At 30.4% G+C, this 19,708-nt stretch carries 9 protein-coding genes; 5 read left to right on the forward strand and 4 right to left on the reverse strand.

Features of this window, described 5'->3' with window-relative positions:
• Positions 1-1,264 precede the first annotated feature (1,264 nt).
• Positions 1,265-2,281: a 16S rRNA (guanine(1207)-N(2))-methyltransferase RsmC gene (gene rsmC, locus ERCISPPS3390_RS01430; protein ID WP_197095079.1), complete on the reverse strand. Its 1,017-nt coding sequence runs from the start codon at positions 2,279-2,281 to the stop codon at positions 1,265-1,267.
• A gap of 312 nt (positions 2,282-2,593) precedes the next feature.
• Between rsmC and ERCISPPS3390_RS01435 the strand changes: the two genes are divergently transcribed.
• From ERCISPPS3390_RS01435 to dapE, 4 genes are all read left to right on the forward strand, one after another.
• On the forward strand, positions 2,594-2,995 hold the full coding sequence (locus ERCISPPS3390_RS01435) for a DNA polymerase III subunit psi (protein WP_197095080.1): 402 nt from the start codon (positions 2,594-2,596) through the stop codon (positions 2,993-2,995).
• Between the two features lie 1,420 nt (positions 2,996-4,415).
• Positions 4,416-7,016, forward strand: coding sequence for a type I DNA topoisomerase (gene topA / locus ERCISPPS3390_RS01440; protein ID WP_197095081.1), 2,601 nt, complete (start codon positions 4,416-4,418; stop codon positions 7,014-7,016).
• 1,606 nt (positions 7,017-8,622) lie between these two features.
• Positions 8,623-9,597 carry a lauroyl-Kdo(2)-lipid IV(A) myristoyltransferase gene (gene lpxM / locus ERCISPPS3390_RS01445; RefSeq protein ID WP_197095082.1) on the forward strand — a complete coding sequence of 325 codons (975 nt, stop codon included), beginning with the start codon at positions 8,623-8,625 and terminating at the stop codon, positions 9,595-9,597.
• 524 nt (positions 9,598-10,121) lie between these two features.
• A complete protein-coding gene (gene dapE / locus ERCISPPS3390_RS01450; RefSeq protein ID WP_197095395.1) occupies positions 10,122-11,249 on the forward strand; it encodes a succinyl-diaminopimelate desuccinylase in 1,128 nt (375 codons plus the stop codon).
• A 788-nt stretch (positions 11,250-12,037) separates the two neighbouring features.
• Here the strand turns inward: dapE and holA are convergent.
• Genes holA through leuS form a run of 3 tightly spaced genes read right to left on the reverse strand, consistent with a single transcriptional unit; the run spans position 12,038 to position 16,266 of the window.
• Complete coding sequence (holA, locus tag ERCISPPS3390_RS01455) at positions 12,038-13,075, reverse strand: DNA polymerase III subunit delta (protein WP_197095083.1); 1,038 nt, start codon at positions 13,073-13,075, stop codon at positions 12,038-12,040.
• A gap of 60 nt (positions 13,076-13,135) precedes the next feature.
• Positions 13,136-13,669: an LPS assembly lipoprotein LptE gene (gene lptE, locus ERCISPPS3390_RS01460; protein ID WP_197095084.1), complete on the reverse strand. Its 534-nt coding sequence runs from the start codon at positions 13,667-13,669 to the stop codon at positions 13,136-13,138.
• Between the two features lie 14 nt (positions 13,670-13,683).
• A complete protein-coding gene (gene leuS / locus ERCISPPS3390_RS01465; protein ID WP_197095085.1) occupies positions 13,684-16,266 on the reverse strand; it encodes a leucine--tRNA ligase in 2,583 nt (860 codons plus the stop codon).
• Between the two features lie 692 nt (positions 16,267-16,958).
• On the opposite strand from leuS, the gene ligA reads away from it, so the two are divergent.
• Entirely contained in the window at positions 16,959-18,722 is a 1,764-nt protein-coding gene (gene ligA, locus ERCISPPS3390_RS01470; protein ID WP_197095086.1) for an NAD-dependent DNA ligase LigA, read from the forward strand.
• The last annotated feature ends 986 nt before the right edge of the window (positions 18,723-19,708 follow it).

Below are 19,708 nucleotides of genomic sequence, written 5' to 3' on the forward strand. Positions count from 1 at the left end.
AGATAAGTTACTTGTGGTAAGTTAAAAACTAAATAAAGGTTACTATTGAAAATAGTAAATAGAATTTTAAAAGATTAGAATAAAATTTAATGATTTGAATTTGTGTCTTTTTGTAAAAAGTTTTTGATTTTGTCTCAATTAAACTTAATTTTTATTGTGCTTATTGGATTTTTTAGAAGAGTTGTTTATATATCAATATATTTAATGATTTTTATAAAATGTTACGTTTAACATATTAAACATTCCTACTTACTTTAGTTAGTAAGTGTAGCGCTTAAATTATGGTAATTCTTTCAATTTTAGTAACCTGTCAGATGATTAAAGTTTTTACATATAGTGTATGTATGTTTGTCTCAAAGAGACATCTTTGTCATCGTGATCTAATAAAGGTTCCGCCTCTATTTTTAGATCGTCTTATAGTTGCTCGAATATATTCGTAATATATACTATAAATATGATATATGGAAATATAATATATTAACTTTAATATGTATTAGTTTCATACACTAAAACATTTTATATTTTTGTGCATATATTTTATGTGTAATTTTTAATAAAATTATTGAAATAATATAATCTATGTATTATGTATTAGATGAATATCTTCTTATAGAAGATCATTATAGAATATTTACGTGAATTAGTGACTCTATTCATAGCTTAGCGCATACATGTATTTATATAATTTTAAAAATTATAACCGAAGAATTATTCTAGAATTTAGTCAATTGTTACTATATGTCTCTGCATGAATGTTTATGGAGTCTATAGTTATTCAGATGTTTATTTTCTAGATAGTTCAAATTAGATAAGTTATATTTTATGTATATATATAAGGTCTCATATACTTATGAGATTAAGAAAGATTCTTAATTTTATTAATTTAATATTATTTGTGATAATAAAAACCAATTTATTTTATGTGAAAAACCATAAGTGCATTATATGATATGATAAGATATTTTAGAAACCTTCTAATATTAAAGAGTAGAGAGGTAGATAATAGAGAACCTAATGATTTAGATCATTGAGTTCTGTAATTATGCTAAAATTTTTAGTTCTGATAAATAATCTGGCAACTGATAATTATCGAAGTCTTATTTCGGGAGAAAATAACGAACATTAGGTAATTATATTAGATATAAGTTTTTGTCTAAATTAGAACTATAATTGTAATTAATGTGATTGCAAAAACATAATTATTTGAGAATGAGCTCTTGTATGTAGATGCGCTTGTGCAAATAAAGTGTTTAGATTAAGTGATTTAATTATTTTTTATAGCACTATAAACTTTGAAATATTTGTTATATATAATCACTTTATGATGACCGAATACTTTATTCAACATATGATGGTAAGGAAGAAAAGAGTTAGCAACAATTCTTAATTCACCTCCTTTATATAAAAAATTAGGTGCATCTTTAATTAATGTTTGCGCAATATCTAATGTTACTTTTGATCCATCATGGAACGGCGGATTGGCTACAATCATATTGAAGCATCCTGTGATTTTAGAATAAACATTACTAGCTAAGACGGTTCCTTTCAGGTTATTGCATAATAGTGTAGCCTTGCTGGCGGCAAGGGCTGCCGCATTTACATCAGTTAAGATAATATCAGCTGATGGGGAACGGCTAGCTATAATGGCAGAAATTACACCTGTACCGCAGCCAATATCTAGAATTTTCCCTTCTATGTCTTCTCTAAAAGTGGATAGTAAAAGCTCAGTTCCGTTATCTAGACCATTATATCCGAATACCCCCGGTAAACTTTTAAGCGTTATTCCTTCTACTAAATGTTCATGCCAAAATTCAGATGGATTAAAATATGAATTTCTTGCAAGAGAGCCATAATATAAACCACAACGATGAGCGCTATCAATTTTGATCATATTGACCCAATTTTTAACCATGCCGTGAGCGCTGCGTATGCCACTAGAATACCCCCCAACTATAAAAATATCACTTCCACATCTTAGTAAAGATAATAGATTTTGTAACTGAAATTGCGCTTTTTTTTTATTATTTGGCCAATAATAGATGAGAGTATCACAATTATCTAAGATGCTTGATATGGGTAATAGGCTAAAATAAACCTTGGTTTGTAATATTTGATTAAGAGTTTCCCATTGATGATATTGTTGGGTGTGTATATAACTACTCTCTGTTTCTAGTTGAACAGATAAAGTGTCTTGTAGATTGCCAGAAAACACTATACGTCGTTTAGTAAATTTATTATGATGTCGTAATAGCATCATGCTAGCTGAACTAAGAATAGACATTAATGCGTTCTAGTGCCTCATAGCTGTAATTATATAATTTTATATTTTACAGACTGGTTAATAGATTGATCGTTATTATATGCATAATATTATATAATAAGATATTATTTTAATCCTCTTTAATACTGAATTTAATTTATCACTTTACTAATCATTAATACAAGCTTGGTATTTTTCTAGAGGAAACTATGGTATATTTATTGTATTTTTAAAGTTTTACAAAATCGTCATAAATAAAATTTTTATCTTCATTCATTGTGTAATATGCTTAATGAATAGCGTTAGGATTGAGTTACTAGATAGGTAATCAGTATGTTTATAAAACGTCGCGATGAGTTGCTACAAAAAATAGGTATTACTCAGTATACATTGAAGCGCCTGTATGTCTTGGCAGGGGATATAGTGATTAAACTTCCTGTAGAAACTCGTTTAGTTATCGTTTCAGATAGACCGCCTGTTTTAACAGATTCACTAGTAGTAGATGTATTACGAACTTTACATCTAAAATTCATACAAGTGCAGATTTTAACTAAAAATCAGTTATTATTTTTACCAAAAGATTCTAATCACCATAGATGGCTTCTAGGCGTAAAATCTTCTAAACTTTTTACCGGAGTTCAAATTACCTCACCTATATTATCAGAGCTGCGTTATAATCCAAGCGCTAAACGAGCGCTTTGGAAGCAAATATATCAATATCAGTTAGATCTTTAGAGTTTTATTTAAAATAATGCATAGAAGATAATGTCATTATATAGATTGAATATAACTTGGATTGTTTACTAAAACATAAAAGAGTGGCTGCTCTGCTAGTAAAAATAAAGACCCCCTGCAGTTTATTTGTATATACTGATAGAGTAGTGGGTATTTTAAATCAAAATATACTTTCTACAGAGAAGAATGCTAATTTATTAATAGATATCTTTTTACAAGATTATATAAATCTAATAGATTTTTATATGATCTAATTTAGGTATTCTTAATCAATGTCTTATGTATGAATATACAAATGTTTATATTATTATCATAAGGCTATATTGTACACCTGCGTATAATATATTTCCTAGTTCTCAGATATATCCGTAGCATTTTTACTAAACTGTGAGTGTTTATGTGACTGCAAGATATATACATACTTATTTAATGATTTTCAATATTAGAAAACTATTTCTTGTTTATCTCCTGATATAATTAAATAAATAGTTATACACATAATGTTGATTTGCTTTATAGTAATTAAGGTTTATTTTTAAGTATCTATAAAAGATTATTAATGGGATTTTTTTATTTTTTTATTTAAAGACTGTAGTTGTATAGAAATAGTTACTATTAAATGCAAATCATGGCATATATTTCATAGGTAAAATTAATATAATTATATATTTTGTTTATTTTTATTATTAGTTCATTTATATATATGAAATATTACATATATTATTATTACATATATTACATGTAATATTTACTGAAATAAATATATTAAATATAGATACTGTATAAATTTTTTATAAAAAAACACTTTATTTTAAATAACTCTCAAATTGTTTTATTTTATATTTTATGATAGAAAAAATTAAGTATATCATATTTAGAATGTATATATTTTATTTTTATTGATTATTTTTAGATTGCATATCTATCTTGTAGATAGTATAGGACTTTTATCTATTTTCTTATATAGACAAAATGCATGGTATGTTGCACAGTAGAGTTATACTAGTAAAGTATACAAGATCAACTCAGACCAATACTATGTTTAATTATATCGTATAAATAAGTTATATTATATATTTTTGTACATAAAACTACAGAAAGCAAAAGAAAGTCCTGAATGTACTCTCTTAATACTAGTATATTTAAGTAGTATATTTAAGATTTTTATTATTTAGGTTACTATATCTGATATTTTAGAGTAACGCTTCAAAACGGGACAGGCCGGAATAACTATAATGTTCGTGCTGTATCAGAGATGTAGATATGCTTACTGAATAGTAAAGTGCATGCATCAAAACTAAGAATTAAATCAAGTGGTTTACAATCATTCCATGTAGTAAAGCTACTCTTAAAATAGACTGTTTAACTTTATACAATGGTATACATAACTTCATAAAGTTATCATTGGGCGAAAATGACTATGGGTAAAGCTTTAGTAATAGTTGAGTCTCCGGCAAAAGCAAAAACGATTAATCAATATCTTGGCGGCGACTACATAGTGAAGTCCAGTGTGGGACATATTCGTGATTTGCCTATTAATGGCTCGTCATTTTACAAAAGTACTGATTTCATAACTGGTGGCAACCATACAAAGATAAAAAAAAATAAAATAACGTCTTTAGTTAGTCGTATGGGGGTAAATCCTTTTGATAACTGGGAGGCTAATTATTACATTTTGCCAGGTAAGGAAAAGGTTGTATCAGAGCTTAAAGAAATTGCTAAAAAGGTGGATCATATCTATCTTGCAACTGATTTGGATCGTGAAGGAGAGGCTATTGCATGGCATCTGAAAGAAATTATTGGCGGTGAGCAATCACGTTATAGTCGTGTGGTGTTTAATGAAATAACTCAATCTTCTATTTCTCAAGCTTTTAGTCGGCCAGGCGTCGTAAACATGTGTCGTGTAAACGCGCAGCAGGCGCGTCGTTTTATGGATCGCGTGGTTGGTTATATGATCTCACCGATTCTTTGGAAAAAAATTTCACGAGGACTGTCTGCTGGTCGTGTTCAGTCGGTAGCAGTGCGTCTAGTTGTTGAGCGTGAGCGTGAGATTAAAGCTTTTATCCCTACGGTATATTGGACGCTTCATGCCTTTTTAAAAACCTCCGATGATATCATTTTTCAAATGAAGGTAACGCAATATCTAAAAAAATCTTTTTGCCCTATAAATCTTTCTGAGATTGATAATGCTAGCATTCTATTATCTCAATCTAGCTTTATTGTTAAAGATTGTATAGAGAAATTGATTACCTTGAAACCAGGAGCCCCATTTACTACTTCCACACTACAACAGACTGCTAGTACACGTCTTGGTTTTAGCGTAAAACGTACAATGATGATGGCACAAAGATTATATGAAGCGGGGTATATTACATACATACGAACTGACTCGACCAATCTCAGTCAGGATGCACTTGTTATGGCTCGAAGTTATATTAAAGAGAAATTTGGTATAAAATATCTTCCAAAAATAGAGAGAGTATACCGTATTCAAGGAAATGGGAATGAAGCTCATGAAGCTATTCGCCCATCAGATGTAAAAGTTCTGAGCATGCAATTACAAAATATGTCAGCTGATGCAAAAAAGTTATATCAGCTTATTTGGCGTCAGTTTGTTACTTGTCAAATGGTCTCTGCACAATATAATTCTCGAACTTTAATTGTAGAAGCGAAAGATTTTAAATTGAGCCTCAATGGACGCATTCTATTCTTTGATGGTTGGATGAAAGTAATACCCTCTCTGAGAAAGGATCATGAAGCAAAGATTGTTCCGAAATTAGTAGTCGGCAGTGAATTAAGCTTAAAGAAACTTTTGCCTAATCAACATTTTACGCAGTCTCCCGCTCGATTTAATGAAGCGTTGCTTGTACGTGAACTAGAAAAACGTGGAATTGGTCGTCCTTCAACTTATGCATCTATCATTGCCACTATTCAGGAGCGTGGATATGTGAAACTCGATTCTCGTCGTTTTTACGCTAACAAAATAGGTGAGATAGTCACTGATCGGCTAATAGAAAATTTTCCTGACTTAATGAATTATAACTTTACTGCGCACATGGAAGACAACTTAGATCAGGTGGCAAATAATACAGCAGAATGGAAGATGGTTTTGGATGATTTTTTTATAAAATTTCGAGAGCAGTTAACAGTAGCGCAAAGAGATCCTACGCAGGGTGGGATGAGGCCTAATAAAATAGTAAATACTTCTATTGAATGCCCGTCATGCAGACGACAGATGAATATTCGTACCGCTAAAACTGGCGTCTTTCTTGGATGCTGTGCATATACTTTAGAACCAAAATTACGCTGCAAACAGACTATTCATCTTATTCAGGATAATTCTGCATTACTAAATATGTCAAGTGACAATAATAATGACACAGATATATTATGTGCAAGACGTCGTTGTAAGTTGTGTGGTGTAGCTATGGACGTATACTTTATAGATCATGAGCGCAAACTGCATATTTGCGGAGACAATCCTGAATGTGATGGTTATGAAATCGAATGCGGTAAATTTAACATAAAAAGTTATGTTAAGTCTGTTATGCAATGTGAAAAGTGTAACGCTGATATGTTTATCAAATTAGGTCGTTTTGGGGAATATGTCGCTTGTGTTAATCATGATTGCAAAAATACACGAAAAATAATGCGTAATGGTGATATCGCCCCACCAAAAACAGACCCAGTGCCTTTACCAGGGTTAATGTGTACAAAGTCAGATGCTTTTTTTGTTTTACGTGACGGGGCTTCTGGAATGTTCTTAGCGGCTAATACGTTTCCTAAATCACGTGAGACCAGAGCCCCTCAAGTGGTAGAGCTTCAACGTTATCGTGATATTTTACCAGAAAAATGGTTATATTTAGCTAATGCACCTACGATGGATCCAGATGGTAATATAGCAACAATACATTTTAGTAGAAAAACTAAAAAACAGTACGTGAGCACCAAAAAAGATGGTAAAAGTACTGGCTGGTTTGCATATTTTATTAATGGTCAATGGGAAGAGTTTCAAAGATAGTTACGTATCTTATGCAGACTTTATTCATTATGAAAAAACACTTTTAGTATATTATCAGCAATCAACTTATTCTAGAGCAGAATAAGATCAGATCTAATGAAATTTTAAAAATGCAAACGATTAGATTACTACCTGACGGATATCTTTATAGATTTATTAAGCGTTATATTAGGTAATGTATAATGAACCTAATAACCTATAATGATTGTCAGTATTTTGTATATAAGTTATGAGGTTTTGGGTAGATAGTAGCTTCACAATGAAGAATTTCTTGATAGAATAAAACGTTCTAACAGTTTTTTACATAGAGATATTTTTTAGTACATCTATCCGCGGGGGGGATAGGGTTAATATATGAGTAAATAATACAGGTTATATGTACGGTGACTTTATGATAAATAGTAATTAATCTTATATCTATTAATGAATAGAAGATTAAATCTTTTCATGATGTATTAATTTTAACATATCATTTCTATAAGTAATGCACTACATGATAAATATAATCAGAGAACTAATATAGGCGTGTGAACATCGTATTAAGTGTGATAAATTCACAGAGTGATATACTTAAGCAATCTAAGGGTGATCATGATAAAATATCGTGCTAGATTAAACACTGATAATAAGAATAAAACGTTTTATAGTTAGATATTAGCTAGATCTAGATAGACAAAGATTTTTAAAATATAAATAATTAAAATGTAATCAATGTATGGAGAGATATAAAATTAGCGATTTTGTTAAGATTCTGAGTAAACACTAAAATTATTATCAAAAATTTTTCAATAATAGCTCAGAAGAATATTTAATATAGATAATATCTATTATGGATGTTATCAGATGATATAGTATGTAATACGCAACAGGTATCTTATAGATATTATATTTAATAGAAATTTCATCAGCGATTAGAATCAAAGCATTTGAGATAATAAATTTAAGAAATCACCTTACATTATTTAGATAGTTTTTATGTAGATACTAGATTAGGATCGATCATTAATTATATCGGAAAATTAATTTTTACAAAAAAGATTAACAAATAAAATTATATGATATCTATACTATGTCAGTAAAATATGTGTTGATAAAGGTTTTCTGAAATATTGCTACATACCTAGATGATGTACGCAAGTTGATATCAACATCATAAATTTCTTAATGACGCTATCATATAGTAATAATAACATACTAAATGTTTTATACTATGATAAGTATATCTACCATTTGGATTTCTGTATATTATTTTTGAATGATGTTGAAAAATAACTTGATATTTTCTTAAAAATTTTACTCTACCAGAGCAACAGTAGAGTGTAGATTTATGCAATATTTTTTATTTTTTAGTAGATATGTATTTTGCAAAAATAGGATATAATTTAAATTTTTCAGAATTATAGATAAGCATGAATTAGTATGTTGTTACTAATAATACATCAAAAAAGATACAGTAAATCGTTCAATAACGATCTGTTTAAAAAATATTTTCAATAAAACATAAGCATATTTATTTTGTGAATTTTTTTATTATTCATTTTTGTTTTGTGATTGATTATGCATCTTATTTTACATGATCCGTTGATTATTATTTTAGAGTCAGTGCATGGAGAATAAAAAACAAAGTCACGTTCAGTTTATTCCTGTTTTTCACAAATCATTTTTACTACCAAGATACTGGGGTATTTGGCTAGGTATCGTTGTGTTATCTATTTTCACTTTAATACCAGTATGTTTTCGTGATCCAATTTTAGGTACATTAGGGCGGATAACAGGTAGGTTAGCTATAGGTGCTAGACGTCGGGCATTGATTAATTTGCTTTATTGTCTTCCGGAAAAATCTGAATCAGAACGTGAAAAAATTGTAGATTCTATGTTTTCTACCATGTCACAGGCAATGGCTATGATGGCTGAGTTGGCGCTTAGACCAAATGCAGCAAAATCTCGTATTCATTGGCATAGAAGGCATATTATTGATGATTTACGTCAAACTGGAAAAAATGTTATACTACTTGTACCTCATAGCTGGGCAGTAGATTTGCCAGCAATGCTATTGGCAGCTGAAGGTCAAAGAATAGCAGCCATGTTTCATCATCAAAGTAATGTAGTTATTGATTATATTTGGAATTTAGTGCGATGCAGATGCGGTGCACGTATGCATGCTCGTAATGATGGGATACGACCTTTTATTAACTCTATTCGTCAGGGGTATTGGGGTTATTATCTTCCAGATCAGGATCATGGAGAGGCAAAGAGTGAATTTGTAGATTTTTTTGCAACATATAAAGCTACCCTGCCCATTGTGGGTCGCATGATGAAAGTTTGTCACGCGACAGTTGTACCGCTTTTCCCAGTATATGATAGTAAGACTCATTCTCTAGATATTTATCTAAGAGCTCCCTTAATAAAAGATTTTCTTGTTATTGATAATATTGAACAGGCGCGGCGATTAAATGAAGAAGTTGAAGTATTAGTACGTCCTAATCCAGAGCAGTACACCTGGATATTAAAATTATTAAAAACACGTAAACCAGGTGATCAAGAGCCATATGAGCGTCCAGATCTGTATCCTAAGAAATAAATTTTAATTTTTAAGATACAAAAAAGCGCTATATTAGTATATAGTAATGGTTTTTTATTTCTATTGCTTTAATTATAAATAATATTTGGTTCTAGAAATAGATAGAGTATAAATTTGACCATTTATGTACTGCTTAATACAGAGAAATTAGGTGAATAATTATGAATATAGTCTTAAGAGATAAATATTAAGGATATTCTTGGTAGATATCTAAAAAAACTGTATTTCCATGAATCCTATCAGGATTAATTTATTATTAAGCATTTTTAATGTTAGAGAGTTTTTTCTAGGAAAATATTAATAAAGCCTATATGAGGAAGAACTAATATATGTTGAATACAATTAAACAATAATTAAGAGGTTTCTCTAAGTATCATGAATAGTGCATCAAACATAAGCTGTATTGTTTTATATGATGAAGTATATCTTACACTACACTTTATTATGTGCATATTATTCATTAATTTATTCACGTTTTAGATAAATTCACTAGTTAAATTACTGTTTAGGGCATTTTATATATGATTAGCTGTCCAATTGTTGAGTTAACAAAACAATTGATTTCCTGTCCATCTATTAGCCCGGATGATGCTGGTTGTCAGGCGATTTTAATTTCTCGTCTCAAGAGGATAGGTTTTGTAATTGAATCAATGAATATTGGGGATACAAAAAATTTCTGGGCATGGCGTGGTCATGGTAAAAGTTTAGCTTTTTCAGGTCATACTGATGTAGTACCAACTGGTGATTTACAATATTGGATACACCCTCCATTTGAGCTTTCCATGCAGAATGGTATATTATTTGGTCGCGGGGTTGCTGATATGAAGGGTGCTCTGGCAGCCATGATTATTGCGGCTGAACGTTTTTTAACGATATACCCAATGCACAAGGGGCGGCTAGTATTTGTGATCACTTCAGATGAAGAAGGTAGTGGTAAAAATGGTACAGTGAAGGTGGTTGAAGAATTAATAGCACGTCATGAAACTTTAGATTATTGTTTGCTTGGGGAGCCAACGAGCACTCAAACAGTAGGTGATGTAATAAAAAATGGTCGTCGTGGATCAATTACTGCAAATATTCATATACAAGGCCTCCAAGGGCATATTGCTTATCCACATCTTGCTGATAACCCAATACATCATACTATCCCAATTCTTCATGAGTTGCTCGCAACCCAATGGGACACAGGAAGTGAATTTTTTCCACCAACTTGCATGCAAATTTCTAATATAAAGGCTGGAACTGGTGCAAGTAATATTATTCCAGGAGATTGTTTTATTAAATTGAATTTTCGATTTAGCCCAAAACTTACAGAAATATTAATTCAACAACGCGTTCAAGATTTGTGTAACCGATACGATTGTCGTTATAATATTACGTGGCAGAGTATTCGAAAACCATTTTTAACCCTCAACGGTGACTTGATAGATGTAGTTGTTAAAACAGTTGAGTATTATACAAATAGCGCTCCAAAAATATTAACAACTGGTGGAACTTCCGATGGATATTTTTTTAAAAAAATGGGAGCTCAGGTTGTAGAGTTAGGGTTGGTAAATGCGACTATCCATCAAAGTAATGAATGTGTTAAAGCATCAGACTTGCAAGTGTTAAGTAAAATGTATCAGCGTATTATGGAGCAACTTATTATTTAATAGAGAGTATAATGGCGTTAATAAAACAATATAGATAGTTTTAGTGATGCTATCAATGATTAGTTTTTTTATTACTTGCAGATATTGGAAAAGGCTTGGCTAAAAAATATTAAAAGCGCTAGATTTATGCATCTATAGATTATTGTTAAGATGATGATCTTTTAAAATACTTCATTTTATAAAAATACTATTTATATAGTATTTTAATTTTTTTATTACTTACTTCTTTTGATGAAAGATTGTTTTTAGCATATTTACGTTAATTGTACTATGTATCATTAGTTGTCTTTTGAGTATGGATAAATACATAAAAAATCGTGTAGGAAAGTGGAAAATAAAGTAATTAACTAAAATTATTGTGTGTATACTGATAGTTAATTTTTTTTCAAATGGTTTTCGAGACAGATTTTCAAAACTTAAATAAGTATAAATTCTTTCTATACTCAATGAGAGTATGTATTAAAAAATTTTTTTGCACAGTGGAATTACCTTTCCATCCATGATTATTATATCATTTTTAAAAATAAAAGTATTCACAAATTATTTTATAGTTTATTAACAGATTATCTTAATGGGGTATCTGGACAAATATTAATTATCTGTCTTGTTAAGATTAAATCTATAATAATCTCAGTGTCAGACTGAGTGTCTAATTTTTTTAGAGTAGTTAATTTTTACTAATGTTTTATTTTTTATAAGCTTTATCTTAATTAATAAAAATTTTTATAGCATTTTTTGTTATACTTTTAAGTATCATTTTTTATAAAAATAACTTATTCATCTAATAATTATAGTGAGTTTACATTAATATGTAATGGATGACGAAATCCACATAATACCATTGTTAAAATTTCTATTTCTAACCATACTGCTTGGTTAAAATTTTTTTTTAATTTTAGTTCTATTTTACTCATCAGATGATATATACATAAAAAATCTATATTGGCAAGACGTTGGACAGCAAGAATTAAATAAGTACGGTGCTGTTGATATATTCGATGCTGATTTAATATAGTATGTAATGGAGTATTTGTTATTTTTCTTTTTATAATTAGAAGTAATATTAGATCACGCTGTAGTATACGTAACAGAATTATTGGCTCAGTATTTTCCGAACTTATTTTATGCAGGACATAAATTGCTCGCTTACCATCTCCTGCAAGAACGGAGTGTAACCAATGAAATATAGTAAAATGCGCTGAGTTATGAATGATTTTTTTAATATGTTTTGTAGTGATTTGGATATTAGGCCATAATATTAAGGCTTGCTCTAATACTTTTGATAATTCTAGCAAATTACCTTCATAGGAATAGCATAATAGTTGTTGCACTTCGTCATTTATTTTTAAATTTAAATTTTTTGCTCTAGATGATACCCAAAGAGATAATTTTTCGCACTCCATTGTGTGACATGAAACTTCTACTGCATTTACAGATAAATTATTGTACCATATAGTATTTTTTTGTTTTTTAGAGAACGAGGAAGCTTGAAGTATTAGCAAGATATCAGTATGCATGCAGTGAGAAAGTTGTACTAGTTGCGTGTTTATAAAAGAATTTAGATCGCAATCTGGAAATATAAGTAAAAATATTTGACGGGTTTTAAATAAACTAAATGATTGACAAATCGTAAAAATATTCTGCCAATCTGTCTTGTTATTTAATTCAATCTTGAGATAGGCTGTAAATCCTTGTTTTTGAGCGGCTGCGTGAATGATATTTTTCGTTTCTTCTAACAAAAAAGGTTCATTTCCAACTAACATATAGCACGTTTTTAAGCTTTTAGTAAGTTGAGCGTCAAGTTGTTCGGGGTAAATTTTTTGCATGGGTTGTGATTTTTCTGTGTTGATGATACCCAATAGGCATAAAATAAATATTTTTAATAATTAGCTATCATGTAAGTTAATAGCAGTATGATCTGCCGTATAGTAGGTCTGTGAAAATTGATGTATTAAGTTTTCTACTGCCTGCATTCTCATGTCACTAATCATAATACTTTGCTCAGTGTCTTTTGCTAAAGGAGCATATGGATGATCAAAAAACGAGCGAGATACCGTTGATGTTATTGGATATATGCCTCTATTAGGTATAATTATCTGTATGAAAATAGTCATAATAATTGAATATTCAGATGTTTTTCCATCTGAAAAAATCGAAAGCGTATTGCGAGTAATCTCCTCTTTTTGTAATCGTATGGAGGATATTTTTGTATTTTTTCTTTCTCTTTTAATTACATGTATACCATGTAGTTGAAGTGCTTCATGCAATGTCATAGCCAGAGGACCGTATGGATCCTCGGTGTCTAAAACAAGTGTTTTCATTTCAGATGGCATTGCAGTAGCGTGATATGGATGATATCCACATCCATTTACACTCCATAAAAAAATACAAAAAAACAAAGAAACTAGTAATTTTTGCAAAATACCTCTCTAATTTAAGTAAGTACAAAATTGAGTATTTTTCCTGGTACATAAATAATTTTCTTAATTTGAGCGCCATGGAGATATTTTAGAACTACAGGGTCTTTTTTAGCACGTTCTTGTATTTCTTTCTGTTTTAAGTTTTTTTCTAGTATCATCTTACTACGCATTCTACCATTAATCTGGATAACCACTAATTGGTTCTCTTCAATTGTAGCAATTTTGTCCTCTTGAGGCCATGGCGCATAATCTATATCTTCTTTTTCTCCAAGGGCTTTCCATAGTATAAAGGTAATATGAGGAGTAAAAGGATGTAGCATGCGAACTATAGCGATAAGCGCTTCGTGCATTAACATGCGATCTGTTTCCGTTTTTTGTGGTGCAATTATCATTTTTTTTGTTATTTTCATAATAGCAGAAATAGCTGTATTAAATGCTTGACGCTGTCCTATATCCCTTGATACTTTTCTAATTGTTTGATGCAAATGACGACGCAAGATTTTCTGTTCATAATGATATACAGGATGATCAAGAATCGGTGGAATACCTAGCATAGTATGCTGCCAAACTAGTTTCCATATCCGTTTTAAAAATCTTTGCATTCCTTCAACCCCTGTAATTTTCCATTCTAAGCTCATATCTGGCGGTGCTGCAAACATAATAAATAATCGAATAGTATCAGCGCCGTAACGGTCTACCATTGTTTTTACGTCAATACCGTTTTTTTTAGATTTTGACATTTTAGTCATACCAGCATAAACTAATTTATTACCATTTGTATCTATAGCATGTAGGATTTTTCCGTTATGATCACGCTCAATAATGATATTGGAAGAGGATACCCAACGACGATCTCCTCGGTTACTGGTAAAATAAAAAGAATCAGATAGAACCATGCCTTGGCACAGAAGACGTTTTACAGGTTCATTAGAATTTACTAGTCCGGCATCACGCAAAAGTTTATGAAAAAAACGGAAATAAAGAAGGTGCATAGTAGCATGTTCAATTCCTCCTATATAGCAATCTACCGGTAACCAATAGTTAGCAGAGGCTGGGTCTAACATTCCTTTTTCATAGTTAGCAGAAGTATAGCGCGCATAGTACCAGGAGGATTCCATAAAGGTATCAAAAGTATCAGTCTCGCGAAAGGCTTTTTTACCATTTACGATGGTTTTAGCCCATGTTTCATTAATTTTTATAGAATTAGTAACATAATTAGAGAGATTTTTTTTTGGTAAAAGAATTGGCAGTTGATTATTTGAAACAGGTAAAATCTCACCATCTTCTAGAGTAATCATTGGGATTGGCACGCCCCAATATCTTTGACGTGATACACTCCAATCTTTTAGGCGATAGTTTATTTTTCGCCTTCCTATGCTTTTTTGAGTTATTGTATTAACTATCATAATACTAGCTTTTTCATATGATAGACCATTAAATTCACCAGAGTTAAATAGCGTGCCTTTTTCTGTCATTGCACACTGAGTAAGATCTGGAATGCTATTATCAGTAGATAGAATAACAGATTGAATAGGTATATTATATTTTTGAGCAAACTCCCAGTCATTTTGACTATGGGCTGGTACTCCCATGATAGCACCTGTGCCGTACTCCATTATTACATAATTTGATATCCATACCGGTAATAGGTCTCCCGTGAGAGGATGTTTTACTACCAGTTTTGTCAACACGCCAATTTTATCAATTTTTGCACTATCCGCTTTAGATATTTTAGTTTTACAATATTTATTCACAAAGTTTGCTATGGATTGATCATGAATAGTAGCTAAATTAGCTATTGAGTGATTTGCTGCTAAGGCAATATATGTCACCCCCATTAAAGTATCTGGTCGCGTAGTATATATCTTGATTATTTCAGTGTTATCTACAACCTTAAAATCAATCTCTACCCCTTCAGAGCGCCCAATCCAATTTTTTTGCATAGTTTTAACATTTTCAGGCCATTCCTTTAAAGTCTCAAGACTATTTAGTAATTCCTCAGCATAATTTGTGATTCTCATAAACCACTGTGGGACATTTTTATTCTCAACAAGAGAATGACAGCGCCAACAACAACCATCAATAACTTGCTCATTAGCCAATACTGTCATATGGTGAGGGCACCAATTAACTGGTTCAGTTTTTTTATAAACTAAACCTTTCTTATAAAGTTGAATAAAAAACCATTGTTCCCAACGATAATAATCTGGTTGACAGGTGGTAATCTCACGACTCCAATCATAACTTAAACCAAGTGATTTTAATTGATGTTTCATATGGTTAATGTTGGAATAAGTCCAAGATGATGGTTGTGTATGATTCTCAAGTGCTGCAGATTCGGCTGGAAGTCCAAAAGCATCCCACCCAATTGGATGTAATACGTTTTTACCTAGCATGCGATGATAACGTGATAAAACATCACCAATAGTATAATTTCGTACGTGCCCCATGTGTAAAGCGCCAGAAGGATAAGGAATCATGGAGAGACAGTAATATTTTTCTTTATTTTCAATCTCGGTTGCCTTAAATGTTTCTTGTTGATCCCAGTATTTTTGAACATAGGCCTCTATTTCTTGGGGGTGATATTGCTCTTTCATGGAGCTAGTGATCCTTTATTATGAAAATAATTGTTATTGTGCGATATAGATAATAAATCTTATTGATCTAAAAATTAGCGCGACTGATGTTTGTGAGTGGTTAAAGTAACATTTTAATGAGGCATATTATCAGTAGATAAAGGTTGCTTGAGTGTATTAGAACTTAGTGGATATTTTATTGTTAGACAAGTATTTATTGTGATTGTTAATATTTTTTCTTTATGAGTGGTTTTTATATTTCTTGTATCTTATTTTATAATTATTTATTCAGCAAAATGAGATTTCCATATTAGAACTATCAGTAGATTAATAAATCTATTATAGTATGACCAATTAATAAAATAATTCAAGTATATTAAAATTCCATTTAAACTATCTTGTTTTTTATATAATTTTTAGGAAATAAAATGATATCATGTAATATTTAGTATCTTGCGTTGACTAATAAGTTATGATTTTGTGTTTATACAACGTATAAATTAGATAATAGAGTAGTGATATATGTTACAATTCGTATATCATGCTAGTATGGGTGATAATGATATATTCATTAGGTATGAAATAATAGTTAGGTTATGGCATTATAAAATATAGCCTCTGTATAATAAATAATTATCAAAATTGTATGATTAGTATAAATATTTTTTATTTTATTTTAACATATGAATTGGTATCTTTTAGGATGCTATTGTATGGAATCTGTACAAAAAACTATTACTTATCTTAAAACTCTTCTCAGAAATTATCAATATCAATATTATGTGATAAATGAACCCGAAATACCTGATGTAGAATATGATCGTCTGATGGAGACTCTTCGTAAATTAGAGACCGAAAATCCTAATCTTCTCACTCAGGATTCCCCAACCCAATGTGTGGGTGGAGCTTCTTTAAGTGGTATTTTCAAACAAGTTAATCATAAAATTCCGATGTTATCTCTAGATACTGTATCAGATGAGAACGGTTATCTCGCTTTTCATCAGCGGTTGAAAAAAAGATTGAACCTTAGTAGGGACATTACATTATGCTGTGAGCTTAAGCTAGATGGTTTAGCAGTCAGCTTATTGTATATCAATGGCAGCCTGGTTCGGGCATCTACTCGCGGTGATGGGCTGATTGGAGAAGATATTACTGCTAATATTAGAACTATTGGCATTATTCCAAAATATCTCATAGGTAATAATATCCCAGCTTATCTAGAAGTGCGCGGAGAGGTATTTATGTCACATTCAGGATTTAAAAAAATCAATCAAGCAGCCTATAGAGATGGAAATAAAATCTTCTCTAATCCGCGTAACGCTGCTTCTGGTTCTTTGCGTAATTTAGATCCTTGCATTACAGCCAAACGTCCTCTAACCTTTATGTGTTATGGATTGGGCTTTTTTAAAGGTAGATCAATGCCGTGTAGTCATATAGCTTGTTTGCAATATTTTAAGGCTTGGGGATTACCGGTGAGTGATTATACGCGTCTTTGTTATTCTTCTGAAGAAGTAATTAAATTTTATCATAATACGGAAATAAATCGTCCATTTTTTGGTTTTGATATTGATGGGATAGTAATTAAGGTAGATGATTTAGAACTACAAAGGAAAATAGGTTCTTCTGCGCATGCTCCAAGGTGGGCAGTAGCTTTTAAATTTTTAGCACAAGAAGCTATTACTAGATTAAATAATGTAGAATTTCAAGTTGGTCGTACCGGAGTTATTACGCCGGTTGCACAATTAGAACCCATCCGAATTGCAGGAGTGCTTGTAAGTAGAGCAACCTTGCATAATATGTATGAAATTGATCGACTTGGATTAAAAATTGGAGATAACGTGGTTATTCGTAGGGCTGGTGATGTCATCCCACAAATAATTAGTGTTGTAAAATCTAACATTAATAGTAATTTAGTTTTAAAAAGTATTACTGTTCCAAAAAAGTGCCCAGGATGTGGTTCTGAGATAAAGTTTATATCAGGTGAAGCAGCTACACGCTGTACAGGTGGTTTATCTTGCCCTGCACAGCGTAAAAGTGCTATAAGGCATTTTACCTCTCGAAAAGCGTTAAATATTAATGGCATTGGTAAGACAATAATTGATCAGTTAGTGGATAAAGGGTATATAAATAATCCAGCTGATCTTTTTATGCTTACAATAGATCAACTTACTAGTTTAGAGGGTATTGGACAAAAGTCAGCACAGAATATAATAGATGCACTGAGTATCTCGAAAAAAACTACTTTTACACGTTTTATATACGCTTTAGGGATAAGTAAAATTGGATTAGTGACAGCAGAAAATCTTGCATCTCACTTTGTTACATTAAATTCTCTTCTTTCAGCTGATTTAAATACATTAAGTTCAGTGCGCGGTATTGGTCGAGCAGCTGCACATTATTTAAAAGAGTTTCTTAATGACGTAAATAATCGTGAGATTATTCGTGTTTTAGTGGTAGAAGTTGGGATTTACTGGTAGTAATTATCTATAAAATATAGAAAATACAGAAAAAATAATATAAAATTTTGCTATTAAACTATAATAGTTGGCATATTATTTATGACTTGTTTAGAATGTATTTTTCTATCGCAATTGCTAGATAAGCATCATAAGATCTTTGTATACAATTTATCCGTGTTTTAAAAAAAATACACAAGATTAGAAAGCAATAAGTCTAGTTTTGATTTATAATTATCTATTAATGTTTAATGAACTATCAGAATTATGAGTATATTTCTAATTATAGAGATATTATCTCTAGCTACCTAGTATAGATAAATCTTATTTGAGTATTGCATGTTCAAATAAATTTTGTATTTTCTAAAAAACTAGAATGCATGAAAAATGTACTGCATGCACATATATATGGAGATCTATTCTGATCTGCTAGAGATTTATCAATAAAGCTAAAATATTATAGCTATTTGATATTAAATGTTTTCTTTAAAAGAATATATAGCTTTAGTATTTATTAAAAATAAATTAACTTATTAAGTTACTTAACAATATTATATTTGCTCTGTATGTACATGTTATGAGAATAGCATGAATAATATATAGTGATTTACTGTTTATCTTCCAAGCTTCTAATGGGATTAGATCCTAATAATAAGTTTTGATTTGTGATTTTGTAATTTAAGAGAGGTTTCATTTATCATAGTTTAGATTTTATTTTTAAACTTATAAGTATCCTTTTTTGTTGTTATTTAATTTTATGCCATTTTAAGAGATATAAGTAAAATAAGTGTTCATAGAGTCATATTATCAATCAAAATCATTAAAGCTCTTATATTAATACTTTTATATATTCAAGAATATTATTCTCACTGTGATATTAAAAAAATCAAGCAACTTAAATCTAAATATTTTTAGAGTGATTGACATATTGTATTAATAATTTTAATTTTAATGTAAATTTATTCTGATTAAGAAATATTAATAATTTCTATTAAATTTATTATGGC

This window comes from Candidatus Erwinia haradaeae, from assembly GCF_900698885.1.
Lineage (GTDB): Bacteria > Pseudomonadota > Gammaproteobacteria > Enterobacterales > Enterobacteriaceae > Erwinia_E > Erwinia_E haradaeae_H.

What these genes read in the sequence shown, in the direction of transcription:
- rsmC (WP_197095079.1), bottom strand. Translation starts at nt 2,281, where the DNA reads ATGTCTATTCTTAGTTCAGCTAGCATGATGCTATTACGACATCATAAT.
- ERCISPPS3390_RS01435 (WP_197095080.1), top strand. Translation starts at nt 2,594, where the DNA reads ATGTTTATAAAACGTCGCGATGAGTTGCTACAAAAAATAGGTATTACT.
- topA (WP_197095081.1), top strand. Translation starts at nt 4,416, where the DNA reads ATGGGTAAAGCTTTAGTAATAGTTGAGTCTCCGGCAAAAGCAAAAACG.
- lpxM (WP_197095082.1), top strand. Translation starts at nt 8,623, where the DNA reads ATGGAGAATAAAAAACAAAGTCACGTTCAGTTTATTCCTGTTTTTCAC.
- holA (WP_197095083.1), bottom strand. Translation starts at nt 13,075, where the DNA reads ATGCAAAAAATTTACCCCGAACAACTTGACGCTCAACTTACTAAAAGC.
- leuS (WP_197095085.1), bottom strand. Translation starts at nt 16,266, where the DNA reads ATGAAAGAGCAATATCACCCCCAAGAAATAGAGGCCTATGTTCAAAAA.
- ligA (WP_197095086.1), top strand. Translation starts at nt 16,959, where the DNA reads ATGGAATCTGTACAAAAAACTATTACTTATCTTAAAACTCTTCTCAGA.